Annotated in this window: 17 protein-coding genes; 2 read left to right on the forward strand and 15 right to left on the reverse strand. The window is 68.1% G+C overall.

The features are described from left to right. The first annotated feature begins 220 nt into the window (after positions 1–220). Positions 221–481 carry a 30S ribosomal protein S20 gene (gene rpsT, locus FBY28_RS05165; RefSeq protein ID WP_019510654.1) on the forward strand — a complete coding sequence of 87 codons (261 nt, stop codon included), beginning with the start codon at positions 221–223 and terminating at the stop codon, positions 479–481. Between the two features lie 90 nt (positions 482–571). Here the strand turns inward: rpsT and holA are convergent, their stop codons facing one another. The 7 genes from holA to FBY28_RS05200 form a co-directional block, all read right to left on the reverse strand. Continuing rightward, on the reverse strand, positions 572–1,528 hold the full coding sequence (gene holA / locus FBY28_RS05170; RefSeq protein WP_141864848.1) for a DNA polymerase III subunit delta: 957 nt from the start codon (positions 1,526–1,528) through the stop codon (positions 572–574). A gap of 12 nt (positions 1,529–1,540) precedes the next feature. After that, positions 1,541–3,055: a ComEC/Rec2 family competence protein gene (locus FBY28_RS05175; RefSeq protein WP_141864850.1), complete on the reverse strand. Its 1,515-nt coding sequence runs from the start codon at positions 3,053–3,055 to the stop codon at positions 1,541–1,543. After that, positions 3,056–3,907, reverse strand: a complete 852-nt coding sequence (locus FBY28_RS26140; protein ID WP_141864852.1) for a ComEA family DNA-binding protein — start codon at positions 3,905–3,907, stop codon at positions 3,056–3,058. 95 nt (positions 3,908–4,002) lie between these two features. After that, positions 4,003–4,440, reverse strand: coding sequence for a VOC family protein (locus FBY28_RS05185; protein WP_141864854.1), 438 nt, complete (start codon positions 4,438–4,440; stop codon positions 4,003–4,005). 7 nt (positions 4,441–4,447) lie between these two features. Then, on the reverse strand, positions 4,448–4,849 hold the full coding sequence (locus FBY28_RS05190) for a DUF6841 family protein (RefSeq protein WP_141864856.1): 402 nt from the start codon (positions 4,847–4,849) through the stop codon (positions 4,448–4,450). Positions 4,850–4,866: 17 nt separating this feature from the next. Continuing rightward, positions 4,867–5,751, reverse strand: coding sequence for an alpha/beta fold hydrolase (locus FBY28_RS05195; protein ID WP_524912040.1), 885 nt, complete (start codon positions 5,749–5,751; stop codon positions 4,867–4,869). Then, positions 5,735–6,505 carry a TetR/AcrR family transcriptional regulator gene (locus tag FBY28_RS05200; RefSeq protein ID WP_286177762.1) on the reverse strand — a complete coding sequence of 257 codons (771 nt, stop codon included), beginning with the start codon at positions 6,503–6,505 and terminating at the stop codon, positions 5,735–5,737. The genes FBY28_RS05195 and FBY28_RS05200 overlap by 17 nt, the downstream gene beginning before the upstream one ends. Before the next feature lie 3 nt (positions 6,506–6,508). Between FBY28_RS05200 and FBY28_RS05205 the strand changes: the two genes are divergently transcribed. Then, positions 6,509–7,579: an NAD(P)H-dependent amine dehydrogenase family protein gene (locus FBY28_RS05205; RefSeq protein ID WP_141864860.1), complete on the forward strand. Its 1,071-nt coding sequence runs from the start codon at positions 6,509–6,511 to the stop codon at positions 7,577–7,579. On the opposite strand, the gene FBY28_RS05210 is transcribed toward FBY28_RS05205, so the two are convergent. The 8 genes from FBY28_RS05210 to FBY28_RS05245 all read right to left on the reverse strand — a co-directional run bounded on the left by FBY28_RS05210 (position 7,563) and on the right by FBY28_RS05245 (position 14,604). Then, positions 7,563–8,399 (reverse strand): DegV family protein, encoded by an 837-nt coding sequence (locus tag FBY28_RS05210; protein ID WP_141864862.1) that lies wholly within the window; start codon positions 8,397–8,399, stop codon positions 7,563–7,565. The genes FBY28_RS05205 and FBY28_RS05210 overlap by 17 nt on opposite strands. After that, positions 8,396–9,181: a diglucosylglycerate octanoyltransferase gene (octT, locus tag FBY28_RS05215; RefSeq protein WP_141864864.1), complete on the reverse strand. Its 786-nt coding sequence runs from the start codon at positions 9,179–9,181 to the stop codon at positions 8,396–8,398. The genes FBY28_RS05210 and octT overlap by 4 nt, the downstream gene beginning before the upstream one ends. Then, entirely contained in the window at positions 9,171–9,827 is a 657-nt protein-coding gene (gene gpgP / locus FBY28_RS05220; RefSeq protein WP_141864866.1) for a glucosyl-3-phosphoglycerate phosphatase, read from the reverse strand. The genes octT and gpgP overlap by 11 nt, the downstream gene beginning before the upstream one ends. Further along, the gene (gene rsfS / locus FBY28_RS05225) at positions 9,824–10,204 is read right to left on the reverse strand and encodes a ribosome silencing factor (protein WP_141864868.1); all 381 of its coding nucleotides are present in this window, start codon (positions 10,202–10,204) and stop codon (positions 9,824–9,826) included. Before rsfS ends, gpgP begins: the two co-directional genes overlap by 4 nt. Further along, a complete protein-coding gene (gene nadD / locus FBY28_RS05230) occupies positions 10,201–10,833 on the reverse strand; it encodes a nicotinate-nucleotide adenylyltransferase (RefSeq protein WP_141864870.1) in 633 nt (210 codons plus the stop codon). The genes rsfS and nadD overlap by 4 nt, the downstream gene beginning before the upstream one ends. Before the next feature lie 120 nt (positions 10,834–10,953). Further along, on the reverse strand, positions 10,954–12,405 hold the full coding sequence (locus tag FBY28_RS05235) for a vWA domain-containing protein (RefSeq protein ID WP_216847509.1): 1,452 nt from the start codon (positions 12,403–12,405) through the stop codon (positions 10,954–10,956). Further along, entirely contained in the window at positions 12,405–13,301 is an 897-nt protein-coding gene (locus tag FBY28_RS05240; RefSeq protein ID WP_019510639.1) for an AAA family ATPase, read from the reverse strand. Before FBY28_RS05240 ends, FBY28_RS05235 begins: the two co-directional genes overlap by 1 nt. 28 nt (positions 13,302–13,329) lie before the next feature. Beyond that, on the reverse strand, positions 13,330–14,604 hold the full coding sequence (locus FBY28_RS05245) for a glutamate-5-semialdehyde dehydrogenase (RefSeq protein WP_141864874.1): 1,275 nt from the start codon (positions 14,602–14,604) through the stop codon (positions 13,330–13,332). Positions 14,605–14,634: the final 30 nt, after the last annotated feature.

Below are 14,634 nucleotides of genomic sequence, written 5' to 3' on the forward strand. Positions count from 1 at the left end.
GAGAGGTCGAACGTGGCGGGCGTACGGTCTCGTTGGGCAGGGTTCGTAGGCTCACCGTGCACATGCTGCCGTAAGTCGGGCGTTTCGGCAGGCTGGTCCGGCCGCTTTTGGGGGATTGGTACACCCGCTGGTAACCTGAACCACTGCTGCCCAGCCTGCATCGCTGCGCCGGGCGCCAAATACTTAGCAATCACACCGACGGTGAGAAGGAACAACACGCGTGGCCAACATCAAGTCGCAGGAAAAGCGCATCAAGACCAACGAGCGCCGTCGTCTGCGCAACCAGTCGGTCAAGTCCTCCCTGCGTACGGCTGTCCGCGGTCTCCGCGAGGCCATCGACGCCGGTGAGAAGGACAAGGCGGGCGAGCTGCTGGTGGCGACCAACCGGCAGCTGGACAAGGCAGCCAGCAAGGGTGTCATCCACAAGAACCAGGCCGCCAACAAGAAGTCCGCGCTGGCGCTGGCCGTCAACAAGCTCTGAGTCGACTCTGCCGACCCGCGCGTCGACGCTCACGCGTCACGCGCGGGTTTTTGCGTGCCCGGGTAACCGTTACCGGCCCCACCGGAACACTCAGCCGTCGGCGGCCAACTCGGCGACCCTGCGCACGGCCCGCTCCAGGGCGAAATCCGCATCGGCGGCCGCCCCCTTGACATCGGCGTTGAGCGCGGCGACAACCCGGATGGCCTCGGCCACCCGGTCTCGCGACCAGCGTCGGGACTGTTTCTGCGCCTTCTGGATGCGCCACGGCGGCATGCCCAGTTCGCCGGCAAGGCGGTAAGGGTCGCCGGTGATCGGGCCGACGCGGGCGATGGTGTGCACCGCCTCGGCCAGCGCATCGGCGAGCACGACATGAGGTTCCCCGCTGTGCATGGCCCACCGCAGCGCCTCGGTGGCGCCGGGCACGTCGCCGGCGACCGCCTTGTCGGCGATCTCGAAGCCCTTCACATCGGCCTTGCCGCTGTGATACTGGCGGACCGCGGCGACATCGACCTGCCCGTCGGTATCGGCGACCAGCTGTGAGCAGACCGCGGCCAGTTCGCGGATGTCCGAGCCGACCGCGTCGAGGATCGCGGTGACGGTGGCGTCGTCGACCTTCATCTTCAGCACCCGGAATTCGCGCCGGACGAAATCAGCACGCTCGGCAGGCTTGCTGATCTTGGCGCACGGATGCACCTCGGCGCCAAGCTTTTTGAGCTGATCTGCCATCGCCTTGGCTCGGCCACCGCCGGAGTGCAGGACCACAAGCACGGTGCCCGGCGGCAGGTCGGCGGCCACGCTGACGATCAGTGCCACCGCATCCTTGCCCGCCTCGGCGGCGGCCTCCAGCACCACCACGCGTTCTTCGGCGAACAACGAGGGACTGAGCAGTTCGGCCAACTCGCTGGTACTCACCTCCCCGGCCCGGAGCCGGTCCACCGGGACGTCGACGGTGCCCGCCCGCTTGCGTGCCGCGCGCAGCAAATCGGCCACCGCGCGCTCGACCAGCAGTTCCTCGTCCCCGAGCACCAGATGTAGTCCCTCGCTCACCCGGTGATCGTTTCACGCCGACCCGACAACGCCGGAGACGGTCCACGCCAGCAGACAGCACAGACCCGCGACCGAGAGGGTCCGGCCCCACCGCCACCGCCAGGTGACGATCACCGCGATGGTGGCCGCGGCCACCAAGACCATGCCGGGAGCCCCGGCCGGGACGGGCACCGTGGCATCGGGCAGCCCGGCTATCCGGTCGGCGACGACAAGCAGCCACCAGAGCTCGGGACCGGTGAACCGGACCATCAACTCGGCCACCGGCGCGCAGACCGCCGATAGTGCGGCGGCCGCGGTACCGATCAGGGTGATCGGTGGGATGACGGCGCCGACAAGGACATTGGCCAGAACAGCGAAGACGCTGACATTGCCCGAGATCCCGGCGACGAGCGGAGCGGTGACCGCCTGCGCGGCCGCGGCGATGCAGAGCGCATCCGCCAACGGCTTGGGCCAGCCCCTGCCGACCAGCCGGCGCGACCAGCCGGGGGCGATCACCACCAGCGCGGTCGTCGCCACCACCGAGAGCGCGAAGCCGGCATCCACGGCCAGCTGCGGGGCCACCATCATCAGCGCGATCACGGCCGAGGACAGCACCGGGATCGCCTGCCGTCGGCGGTGTGACACCACCGCGAACAGGCCGATGCCGCCCATCACCGCGGCCCGCAACACGCTGGCCGACGGTTCCACGACGATGACGAACGCGATCAGCACCACCAGCGCCAACCCGGCCGCCGGCCGGGGCCCCACCAGCGCCGCGGACAGCAGCGCCGCACCGCACACGATCGTCACGTTCGCGCCGGACACCGCGGTCAGATGGGTGAGACCCGAAACCTTGAACGCCGCGGACGTGGTGGCCGTGACCGCCGAGGTGTCCCCGAGCACCAGGGCGGGCAGCATTGCGGCCTGGTCGGCGGGCAGGACCCGGCGGGCAGCGGCGGAGAACCGCTCCCGGACATGTCCGGCCAGGCGACGGACCATGGGCGTCTCCCCCAGTGTGGGCCGACCCGCCGCGGTCAGCACCGCTGCCGTCAGATCGGCACGTAGCGGCCGTCCGATCCGAGCGCTGAAGGTGGCCGGGCGGCCCACGGCCAGACCGGCGAAATCCGACACCGGCGCGAAGACCATCACCATCCCCGAGGACGGGATGCCATCCACCTCCCGCAGGCCCGCCCGAAACATCATCCGGCCGCGGCCCAATGATCGCGGCGACTCGGTGGCGGCGATCGTCACGACGGCGCGGTCCCCATACCGCTCGGTGATCGGATGGTGGCGCACCTCGGCACTGCGTAACGCGACCACGACGCCGAAGGCGGCACCCATCACCGCGACGGCGGCGACACCCGCTGCTCCTAACCGGACTGCGCCCCTGCGCGTCAGCACGCCGGTGATGGCGCAGGCCACCAACACCACTGCGCACGGCACCAACCCGGGCCACACGATTCCTGCCGCGGTCACGGCCCAGGCCGTCAACGCCGCGGGGACCAGCCGGATATCGATCGGACGCTCCTGATTGATCGCGACGGCCATTCACGCGACCACCAGATCACGCAGCTTGTCCAGGCGGGCCGGACCGATCCCGTCCACCTCACCGAGTTGGTCGATATTGCTGAACGGACCGTTGGCATCTCGCCACGCGATGATCGCCGCGGCGGTGACGGGTCCGACGCCGGGCAGGGCGTCGAGCTCTTCGGCGGTCGCGGTGTTGAGGTTCACCGCGCCACGTGCCGAGGATCCATCGGTGCCGGCGGTTGCGGGGGCCGTCGCGGCGGTTGGCGCCGAACCGGCCTGCCCGGACGGTTCGCCCGCCGATCGCACCGAACTGCCCATCGGCGAGGGCGATCCCGGTGGTGCCGCAAGACCGACGATGATCTGCTCTCCGTCGGCCACCCGCCGGGCCATGTTCAGTCCGACCAGATCGGCACCGTCGAGCGCTCCACCGGCGAGTTCCACCGCATCGGCGACCCTGCCACCGACCTCCAGGGTGACCAGACCCGGCTTGTTCACCAGGCCGACGACACTGACCACCACCGGTCCCGGGGGTGCGGCCGGAGGCGAACTCGCCGTCGACACCATCTGGACCGGTGGCAGATTGGCCGCACTCACCGGATGGTCCGGACTGCGCACGACGGTGAACACCGTCACCAGCACCGCCATGACACCGACACCGATGAGCGCCATGACCCCGGCCCGTCCTGGATCCGCACGCAGCGCGGCCACCCGATCACCGAGAGTGCGCGGCGCCGGTCCCTCCGGAAGCCAACGGGCCAACGCAACATCGGACGGTTGATCGGCGTCCTCCGCCTCGGGTGGATCTACGGCGCGATCATGGCCTGTACCGATACGTCGGGAGAGGCGCTGCGCCGGCGATTCGGTGTCCATGCGCCTGACGGTAGGCACAGACCCCGACCTCATCGGGCGGACAGCAGCTCAGTCGCGGGTCCCTGTGGACGAACCCGAAACTGTGGATAACTCGATCAGGGTGGTGTCAGTTCCTGGGCGAGCATCACGATGATCCCGCTGGGCCCACGGATATAGGTCAGCTTGTATACGTCCCCATAGGTCGCGACACCGCGCAGCGGATTGCAACCGTGCCGCGCGGCGATCGCCAGTGCCTCATCGATATCGTCGACCGAGAACGCGACACGATGCATGCCTATCTCGTTCGGACGGGTCGGATGCGTCGGGATCGCGGCCGGATGGATGTACTCGAACAACTCCAGCCGGCCGTGCCCGTCCGGCGTCTGCAGCATGGCGATCTTGCAGTGGTTACCGTCCAGATCGACCGCGGTGTCGGCCCACTCGCCGCGGACGATGTCGCGGCCGATCACGGTGAGACCGAGATCGGTGAAGAACGCGATGCTTGCGTCCAGGTCCTCGACGGCGATGGCGACGTTCTCCAATTTGATCGGCATGAGCTCCTCACCCGCCGTGCGAGGCGAGCACCGCGATCTGTGGGTGCTCGGGGCCGTCGACCAGCAGGTAGGTCACCGCCAGACGCCCCAACTCGGCGCCCTCGGTATCGCACCGTACGAACGCGCCGCGGTAGAGGGCCGAGGACGCGTTCAGTTCGGTGACGGCCGCGCTGAGTGGCGTGGTGGACTGATATCGCTGGGACCGCAGCGCGTCGACCTGGCTTTCCATGACCGCGACGACCTGGTCGGCGGTGGTGAGGCTGATCGCACCGGCGTCGGTGGTCAGCATCAGCGGCACGGCATAGCAGTCCACCAGCTCGGCCATCGGTTTCTCGCCGCGGACGACCGCCGCGAACACATCCACATAGCGGTCGAACCATCCCTGCACGGTCGTGGAATCCATTGCCATACCTAGAGTTTAGGTCTTCATCGACTGCGTGCTGCGAGCTTGCGCACGAACTGCTCGATGTCGGCGGGCGTCTCCTCGGCCATGAAATGTCCGGCGCCGGTCGTTTGATAGTGCAGATCCGAGGCCCACGCACCCCAGATGTCGACGGGGTCGAAGCCCAGTTGCCCGCCCCAGTCCTGGGAGATGACGCCGACCGGCATCGTCAGCAGGCGACCGGCCGCGCGATCGGCACGGTCCATGTCGAGGTCGACGCCCGCGCTGGCCCGGTAATCGGCGACGATGGAATCCACCGCGGCGATCGAACTGTCGATGTAGTGCCGACGTGCCTCGGCGGAAAAGGTCGACCCGCCGTGATCCCAGGTGTCCAGGAAGGACGCGAAGAACTCCTCGGCCACGGCCGCGATCATCTTCTCTGGCAGTCCGGCCGGTTGTGCCATCAGGTAGAGATGCCAGGCCACCTTGGCGTCCACTCCGCGCAATACCGACCAGGTGTCCAGGGTCGGAAGGACATCCAGCACTCCGAGATACCGCACCACCTGCGGATGGTCGAGCCCGGCGCGGACCGCGACAAGGGCGCCGCGGTCATGACCGATGACCCCGAACTGGTTGTGGCCCAGCGACTTCGTCACCTCGACGATATCGCGGGCCATCGTCCGCTTGGAGTATGTCTCGGGTCCCGCCGCTGCCGGTCTGCCGCTGCGCCCGTAGCCACGAAGGTCGGGCACGATCACGGTGAACTCGTCGACGAGGCCGCCGGCGACGTGACGCCACATGTAGTGCGTCTGCGGAAAACCGTGCAGCAGCACCACCGCCGGCCCGCTTCCACCGACGGCCACGTTGATGCCCACACCGTCGGCTCCCGGCAGTGTCGCGTAATCGAAATCGTCAATTTTCACTGGAATCTCCTCGTTGCGTCACTCGATCAGGGTGTCCGGAGAAGATTCCGGCCGGCAATCCCCCGGACGCGGCCGGCGAGGCGCACAACGCAGGCACGAGGACATGGTCGACGAGGTTCTCCACGTAGCTGTCGTCACAGTCGAGTCCGTTCATTCGTCGCAACAGCAAAACCGCGCCGACAACCTCCTCGTAGGCAAACGGATCGACTTCACAGGGCAGTTCACCGCGCCGTACGGCGGCATCGATGACGCTCGCGGGAAGCCGCGCGCCGGTCGGTCCGACGGTCCGTTCTATCTGATCGCACAGGTCAGGATCCTCGAGTCCGGCTTGCAGCAGCAACAGAGCGGTCTGACCGTCGGTGGATTGCATGGTGGCGAGCAACCGCCGGCACAGCGCCAGCAGATCACCGCGCAGACTGCCGGTGTCGATCTCATCGGCGTCGTCGCGGCGCGCCGGCACCGCCCTGAGCGCGGCACTGACCATGTCACGCTTGCTTTTCCAGCGCCGGTAGAGAGTGGCCTTGGAGGCGCCGGCGCGCCGGGCCACCTCTTCGAACGTCAGTCCGTCATAACCGACCTCGGTCAACAGTGTGTAGACCACCGACAGGATGCGCGCTTCCCGCGCAGCATCGCGCGGGCGGCCACCTTGACGCGCCAATTCCTCATCCGAGTTACGAAACGACACGTTCCGTATCATAACCAGAATGGAACAAGCCGGCCAAACCGGCCCGACCCTGAACACATCGGCAATATTGTTCACCCCATGTCAGACTCCCCGCCCGTCGCCGCCGGCCCCCTGCGCGTCATCCAATGGACCACCGGCAACATCGGCCGGCGCTCACTGCACGCCATCATCGGCCGCGATGACATGGAACTGGTGGGCGTCTACGCCCACGGTGCCGACAAGGTGGGAGTCGATGCCGCCGAACTCGCGGGCTGGCCGACCCCCACCGACATCAAGGCCACCAATGACATCGGCGAACTGATCGCCCTTCGGCCCGACGCCTGCTGTTACAACCCGCTGTGGCCCGATATCGACGAATTGGTGGCCCTGCTCGAGTCGGGCGTCAACGTATGCTCCAGCGCCGCGTGGATCACCGGCGGCAAACAGAGCCCGCACGACCTCGAACGAATCAAAAAAGCCTGCGTCACCGGCAATTCCACGATCTTCGGCAGTGGCGCCCACCCCGGGATGACCAATATGGTCGGGATGGTGCTCTCCGGCTCCTGCGAACGCGTCGACGAGATCCGGATCACCGAATCGGTGGATTGCTCGACCTACGAGTCCGCCGAGACCCAGACCGCGATGGGCTTCTCGCAGGACCCCGACACCCCCGGCCTGGCCGAGAGCGTGCGCCGTGAAAGCGAGGTTTTTGCCGAGTCCGCCGCCATGATGGCCGACGCCATCGGCGCACAGCTGGACCGGATGACCTTCGACGTCACCTTCACCGCCGCGACCGGCGACTCGGACCTGGGTTTCATGACGATCCCCAAGGGCACCGTCGGCAGCGTCTACGGCTACCACCGCGGTTGGGTCGGTGACCACAACGTCGTCAGCGTCGGCTTCAACTGGACCATGGGTGACCAGGTCACTCCGCCCAAACCGCTGGAGCACGGCCATGTCATCCAGGTCTTCGGCATGCCCAACATGCGCACCGTGCTGCACTGCCTGCCGCCCAAGGACTGGACCGAACCCGGCTTCATGGGACTCGGGATGATCTACACCGCGCTGCCGGTGACCAACGCGGTGCCCGCGGTCGTGGCGGCGGCTCCCGGTATCGCCACGCTCAAGGACCTGCCCCCGGTGACGGGCCGGTTCAGTCCGCGAGGCTGACGCAGGCCCCGACCGCGCCGCCGCCGACGTGCACGGCGAGCACCGCACCCATATCGGTGACGGTCAGCCCCTGCAATTGCGGTAACCGGTCGGTCAGCGCCGCACCCAGAGCGGCGGCGGCGTCGTGATTGTCGACGTGGTGCACGGCCACGGTCGCCGGCCGCTCCCCCACCGCCGCGGCGATCGCGTCGACCATCGCTGCATGCGCCTTGGACGTGGTGCGCACCCGCTGCGCCAACACCAGCCGGCCGTCGACGTCCAGATGCAGGAGCGGCTTCAGCGACAGGGCGGTACCCAACCACGATGCGCCCTTGCCGATCCGGCCACTGCGCCGCAGATTGTCCAGACGGTCCACCACGATGAAAACATGTCCGCGCGAGATGGCCGCCCGCGCGGCGGCCTCCACCGCGTCGAGGTGGGCGCCACCGCCCGCCGCTCGGGCCGCGGCCTGTGCGACGTAGCCGACACCCATCGCCGCCGACCGCGAATTCACCACGCGCACAGCAGAACCGAACTCACGCGCCGCCGCGACCGCCGTGGAGAAGGTGCTCGACAATGCCGCGGACAGATGGACGGCGACGACACCGTCACCATCGCTGTCGGCCAGCGCCTGCCGGTAGGCCTGCGCCAGTTCCGCAGGGGAGGCACCGGATGTGGTCACGTGGTGACGTTCGTGGATATCGTTGGGGATCTGGTCGACGCCGTCGCAGAGGTCGCTGCCGTCGACAAGCACATGCAGCGGCACCTGGCGGATCGACCACCTCGTCAGCGCATCGGGTTCCAGTCGCGACGAGGAGTCGGTGACCACCTGAACGGTCATGGAAGGGCGCGGGTTTCGGGCTCGTACGCGCCGGCCTCGGCGAGTGCGATGAGCATCGACTCGGCCACCGCGGCATGCGCCTCGAAGTTCCAGTGGATACCGTCCGGGTTGCCCTGCCCGCTCATCACGTACTCACCGACGGCGGCCTTGAGATCGACCACCGGAACCCGGTGCTGCGCAGCCCATCCGTTGATCGCCGCGACGGTGGCATCCCGCCAGCGGTGCGACTTGCCGTAGGTCTCTGCGATGTGCACCGAGGGCACCGTCGCCACCACCGGTATTCCCGGCCGGTTGAAGTCGATCGCCGAACGTGTCTGCTCCAGGTATTCGACGCTCAGATGCGGGGGAAGCGCGGGGCGGGCCACCGGTGAGAGCCGCGGCTGCAACCAGCCGTAGCCGTCGCGCGCCCAGCGCCGCAGCACCGGTGGGCGCACATAGCGGATCAGCTCCCGTAACGCCGTCGGCAACGGTGACGGCAGCGAGTCCATCCCGCACGTCGCGAAGATCACCGCTCCCGCACGCGGCAGCGCCGCCCACGAACGCGGGTCCTGGGTGGCGGCCCACCACACGTCGCGGCAGGTCCAGCCGATCCTACCGATCAGTTCGACATCCCAATCCAGCCGCTCGGCAACAATATTGGGCCATATCCGCGGGTCGTCGGCGGGCAGCCCGCCGGTCGGTCCGTAGTAGGACAGCGAATCGCAGAAGACCAGCAGGGTCCGGCGGGCGGGAGCGGAGCGACCCGGGGAATCGAGATTGCGGCCGGATTTCTCAGAGGACATCGTTGGCCACCTGCGCGGAGGCGTTCCAGACATCCAGGCGCCAGGTGAGTCTGCCGTCCACGGGATGGCCCGACAGCTGTGCCCAACTGGCGTTGCCCATCCCACCGAGCACCGGCCAGTTGTCCACCGGCAGGTCCAACAGCGCCCCGGTCAGCGCGGCGATCAGGCCACCGTGCGCCACCAGCACCACCGGCCGATCGGAACCATCGGCGCCCCAATCGGATTCGGCGACCAGCAGCTCGTCGACCAGCGGCACGCTGCGGGCGGCGACATCAACCCTGCTCTCGCCACCGTGCGGCGCCCACCGCGCATCGTCACGCCAGGCCAATCGGGCACCGGGAGCACGCTCGTCGACCTCGATGTGGGTCAGACCCTGCCAATCCCCCAGATGGGTCTCCCGCAACCGCTGATCGACCCGCACCGGTAGCCCGGCGCGATCCCCCAGCGCGGTGGCGGTGTCCCACGCACGACGCAGATCCGAGGACACGATGGCCACCGGTTGCCGCTTGGCGAGCACCTCGGCAGCCGCCGCGGCCTGATTGCGTCCGAGTTCGGTCAGGTCGATATCGATCTGACCCTGCATCCGGCTGCCGGCATTCCACTCGGTCTGCCCGTGGCGCAAAAGAACAAGGCGACGCACCGTCACTGCGCGCCGTCCCGCGGATCCCCGAGATCGACCGGGACCGTCGGGCAGTCACGCCACAGGCGCTCGAGGGCGTAGAACTCGCGCTCCTCGGTGTGCTGGACGTGCACCACGATGTCGACATAGTCCAACAGGGTCCAGCGACCCTCACGGGTGCCTTCGCGGCGGGCAGGCTTGTGACCGGCCTCGCGCATCTTGTCCTCGATCTCGTCGACGATCGCGTTGACCTGACGCTCATTGGACGCCGAGGCGATCACGAAGCAATCGGTGATGACCAGTTGCTCGGAGACGTCGATCACGACGACATCGTCGGCGAGCTTGTCCGACGCGGCACGTGCCGCGATGCTGGACATCTGTACTGCTTCTGCCGTTGCGGTCACGACCTGGCCTCCTCGGCGGTGGGTGTGTAGAGATTGCGTTTGGATACGTACTGGACCACCCCGTCGGGCACCAGGTACCAGATGGGCCGGGACTGCTGGGCGCGCAGCCGGCAGTCACTCGACGAGATCGCCAGGGCGGGGATCTCCACCAGTGACAGCGCGTCGTCGGGCAGCTCTTTCATCGCCGCGGCGATGTGCTCCCCGTCGAGTTCGTAGCCGGGCCTGCTCACCCCGATGAACCGGGCAAGGGAGAACAGTTCCTCCCAGTTCTGCCAGGACAGGATCGAGCCCAGCGCATCGGCACCGGTGATGAAGTACAGGTCGGTGTCCGGGTTCAGCGCCGCCAGGTCACGCAACGTGTCCTTGGTATAGGTGGGGCCGCCGCGGTCGATGTCGACGCGGCTCACCGAGAAACGCGGATTGGCCGCGGTCGCGATCACCGTCATCAGATAGCGGTCCTCGGGCGCGGTGACCGCGCGGCCACGCTTCTGCCAGGGCTGGCCGGTGGGAACGAACACCACCTCGTCGAGGTCGAACTGATCGGCCACCTCGCTGGCGGCCACCAGGTGGCCGTGATGCACGGGATCGAACGTCCCGCCCATCACTCCCAACCTGCGTCGCGTGGCCACGAACAGGCAGCTTACGGGAGTGATCGTGGCGGCCCGAACATGGCGAGCGTGCGCGGACTCCGCCACCGGACCGGCGTGTCGGTGAGCAGACACGCACGCTCGCCGAAAACGGGGGGCAGATCAGACGGGGAGCAGGCCGTCGATCACCGAGGCCAATTGCTTGGCCGACCGACACTCGTGCATCGGGATCAGGTCCTGGTAGCGGGGCACGGCCGAGTCGCCACTACCCCACAGGTGCTTGGGCTCCGGATTGAGCCAGTGCGCATGCCTGCTGGCGTTCACCATCCGGGTCAGCAGGTCGGTCTCCGGGTTGCGGTAGTTGTTGCGGGCGTCACCGAGGATCAGCAACGACGAGCGCGGCGAGAGGACATTCGGGAAGTTCTGGGTGAACGAGACGAAGGCGTGCCCGTAATCGGAGTGCCCGTCGCGGGTGTAGACGCCGGCCTCCCTGGTGATGCGCTGCACCGCCACGGCAAGGTCGGCCTCCGGGCCGAACATGTGGGTGACCTCGTCGGTGGTGTCGATGAAGGCGAACACCCGCACCCGGGAGAACTGCTGGCGCAACGCCGACACCAGCATCAGGGTGAAGTGACTGAAACCGGCCACCGAACCCGACACATCGCAGAGCACCACCAGCTCGGGCCGGGCCGGGTGCGGCTTCTTGAGCACGACGTCGATCGGCACCCCGCCGGTGGACATCGATTTGCGCAGCGTCTTGCGCAGGTCGATCTCACCGCTGCGCGAGCGACGGCGTTTGGCCGCCAACCGGGTGGCCAGGGTGCGGGCCAGCGGCTGCACGGTCTTGCGCATCTGGCGCAGTTGATCGCCGGAGGCCCGCAGGAACTCGACGTTCTCGGACAGTTGCGGCACACCGTACATCTGCACGTGGTCGCGGCCGAGCTGTTCGGCGGTACGGCGCTTGGTTTCGGCTTCCACCATGCGGCGCAGCTGGGAGATGCGTTGTGCCGCCATCGCCTTGGCGATCTCCTCCTGGGTGGGAGTCGGTTCCTCACCGTAGGGGGCCAACAGCCCGGCGAGCAGTCTCCCTTCCAGATCGTCGAGGGCCATCGACTTGAGCGCCTGATAGGACGAGTAGGACGGTCCACGGCTGGAGTTGTACCGGCCGTAGGCCTCCACGATGCGGGCGATCATCGCCGTCAGCCGGTCGTCCAGGTTCTCCGATTCGGCATCGGAGCCCAGCATGTCCACCAGCGCCTGCCGCATGCTCTCGATATCCGCCTCGGGCGGGCCGTTCGGGTCCTTGGCGTCGCCCGCGTCGGGGTCGGGATCGTCGATCACGGTGCGATCGCCCAGCGCCGCGGGCCACCACAGATCGAACAACGCGTCATAGGTGTCCCGATGGTCCGGGCGGCGCAGCACCGCACACGCCAGACCCTCGCGCAGCGCGCCGCGGTCACCGAGACCCAGCACGTTCATCACCCGGCCGGCATCGACGGTCTCCGACGGCCCCACCGCAATACCGGTTCCGCGCAGCGCCTCGACGAAATCCACCAGGTGCCCTGGGATTCCGTGTGGCGCCAACGGCTGTGGCGGGCGGGTGCGTCGGGACATCAGTTCAGCCTCAGCTCTCCCGCCGCCTTGATCTGGTCGGACTGGTTCTTCAGGATGACACCGAGCGTGGCGGCGATCATCTCGTCGTCGATGGTGTCCATACCGAGCGCCAGCACGGTGCGGCCCCAGTCGATGGTCTCGGCCACCGAGGGCAGCTTCTTGAGCTGCATGCCGCGCAGCACACCGATGATGCGAACCAGTTCGGCCGCAATGGTTTCGGGCAGCTCCGGGACGCGCGAGAGCAGGATGCGCCGCTCCAACTCCGCGTCGGGGAAGTCGATGTGCAGGAACAGGCAGCGTCGCTTGAGTGCCTCGGAGAGTTCGCGGGTGGCGTTGGAGGTCAGCACCACCAGCGGGGCCCGCTCGGCCTTGATGGTGCCCAACTCGGGCACCGTGACCGCGAAATCGGAGAGCACCTCCAGCAGCAGACCCTCGATCTCGATATCGGCCTTGTCGGTCTCGTCGATCAGCAGCACGGTCGGATCGGTCCGCCGGATCGCGGTCAGCAGCGGTCTGCTCAGCAGGAATTCCTCACCGAAGACATCGGTCTTGGTCTGATCCCAGTCCCCGGCGGCGGTGCCACCCGCGGTGCCCGCCTGGATCCGAAGGATCTGCTTGGCGTGGTTCCACTCGTAGAGCGCGCGGGATTCGTCGACACCCTCGTAGCACTGCAGCCGGACCAGTTCGCTGCCGGTGGTCTGCGCGATCGCGCGGGCCAGTTCGGTCTTGCCGACGCCGGCCGGCCCCTCCACCAGCAGCGGCTTGGCGAGCCGATCGGCAAGGAACACCGCCGTGGCAGTGGCCTTGTCGGGCAGATACCCGGTCTCGGCGAGTCGCTTGGCGACATCGTCGATATCGGCGAACAGGGGCGCTGGGCGGGCGGGAACGCTCAACATGGTCTCTTTTCTGTCTGGGCCGTGCGGGTCAGGCCGGACGGGTCTGGCCGTCACCCCAGACGATCCATTTGGTCGAGGTCAGTTCGGACAGCCCCATCGGGCCGCGGGCGTGCAGTTTCTGGGTGGAGATACCGATCTCGGCGCCGAACCCGAACTGCTCACCGTCGGTGAACGCGGTCGAGGCGTTCACCATGACCGCGGCGGCATCGACCTGTCCGGTGAAACGTTGGGCGGCAGCCAGTTCGGTGGTGACGATGGCCTCGGTGTGTCCGGTGCCATAGGTGTTGACGTGGTCGATGGCGCCATCCACGCCGTCGACGATCTGCACGGCGATGTCCATCGACAGGAACTCCGCGCGCAGTTCCTCCTCGCTGGGGTCCAGGTGCACCGTCACGCCGGCGTCCTGCAGGGCGGTCACCAACCGGGGCAGCGCGGTATCGGCGACGGCGCGGTCCACCAGCAGGGTCTCGGCGGCATTGCAGACACTGGGCCGACGGGTCTTGGCGTTGAGCAGGATTCGCTCGGCGACGTCGAGATCGGCCGCCGCGTGCACGAACACGTGGCAGTTTCCGACGCCGGTCTCGATGGTCGGCACGGTGGCGTCGCGGACCACGGCGTCGATCAGCCCGGCACCGCCGCGCGGGATCACCACGTCGACCAGACCGCGCGCCTGGATCAGGTGGGTGACGCTCGCGCGATCCTCGCTCGGCAGTAGCGCGACGGCGTCGGCGGGCAGGCCTTCGGCGAGCAGGGCCTCGCGCAGCGCACCCACCAGTGCGGCGTTGGAGCGCGCCGCCGAGGAGCTACCGCGCAACAACACCGCGTTACCGGACTTGAGGGTCAGACCGAAGGCGTCGACGGTGACGTTGGGCCGCCCCTCGTAGACGATGCCGACGACCCCCAGCGGTACCCGCTGCTGACGCAGCTGCAGCCCGTTGGGCAGGGTTCTGCCGCGCAACACCTCCCCGATGGGGTCGGGCAATCCGGCCACCTGTCGCAGGCCGGCGGCGATACCGTCGACCCGCTGCGGGTTGAGGGCGAGGCGGTCCAGCATGGCCTCGGCGGTCCCGGCGGCGCGGGCAGCCTCCAGGTCCTCGGCATTGGCCGCCAGGATCACCTCGACCTGGGCCAGCACATTGTCGGCCGCCGCGTGCAGGGCGCGATTCTTCTCGGCGGTGCTCAGGGTGGCCAGGCGGCGCGACGCGGCGCGAGCCGCGGCGGCGGCATCGTGGACCTGCTGCTTGAGATCCGAAGCCGTTTCCCGGGTCGCTGCGCTCCTGCCCTCCGAAGCCTTGACGCTCATTGAGCCAGCGTATCGAGCATCGGCCGAGAT

Origin of the sequence: Arthrobacter sp. SLBN-53 (assembly GCF_006715585.1) — a bacterium.
GTDB lineage: Bacteria > Actinomycetota > Actinomycetes > Mycobacteriales > Mycobacteriaceae > Mycobacterium > Mycobacterium neoaurum_A.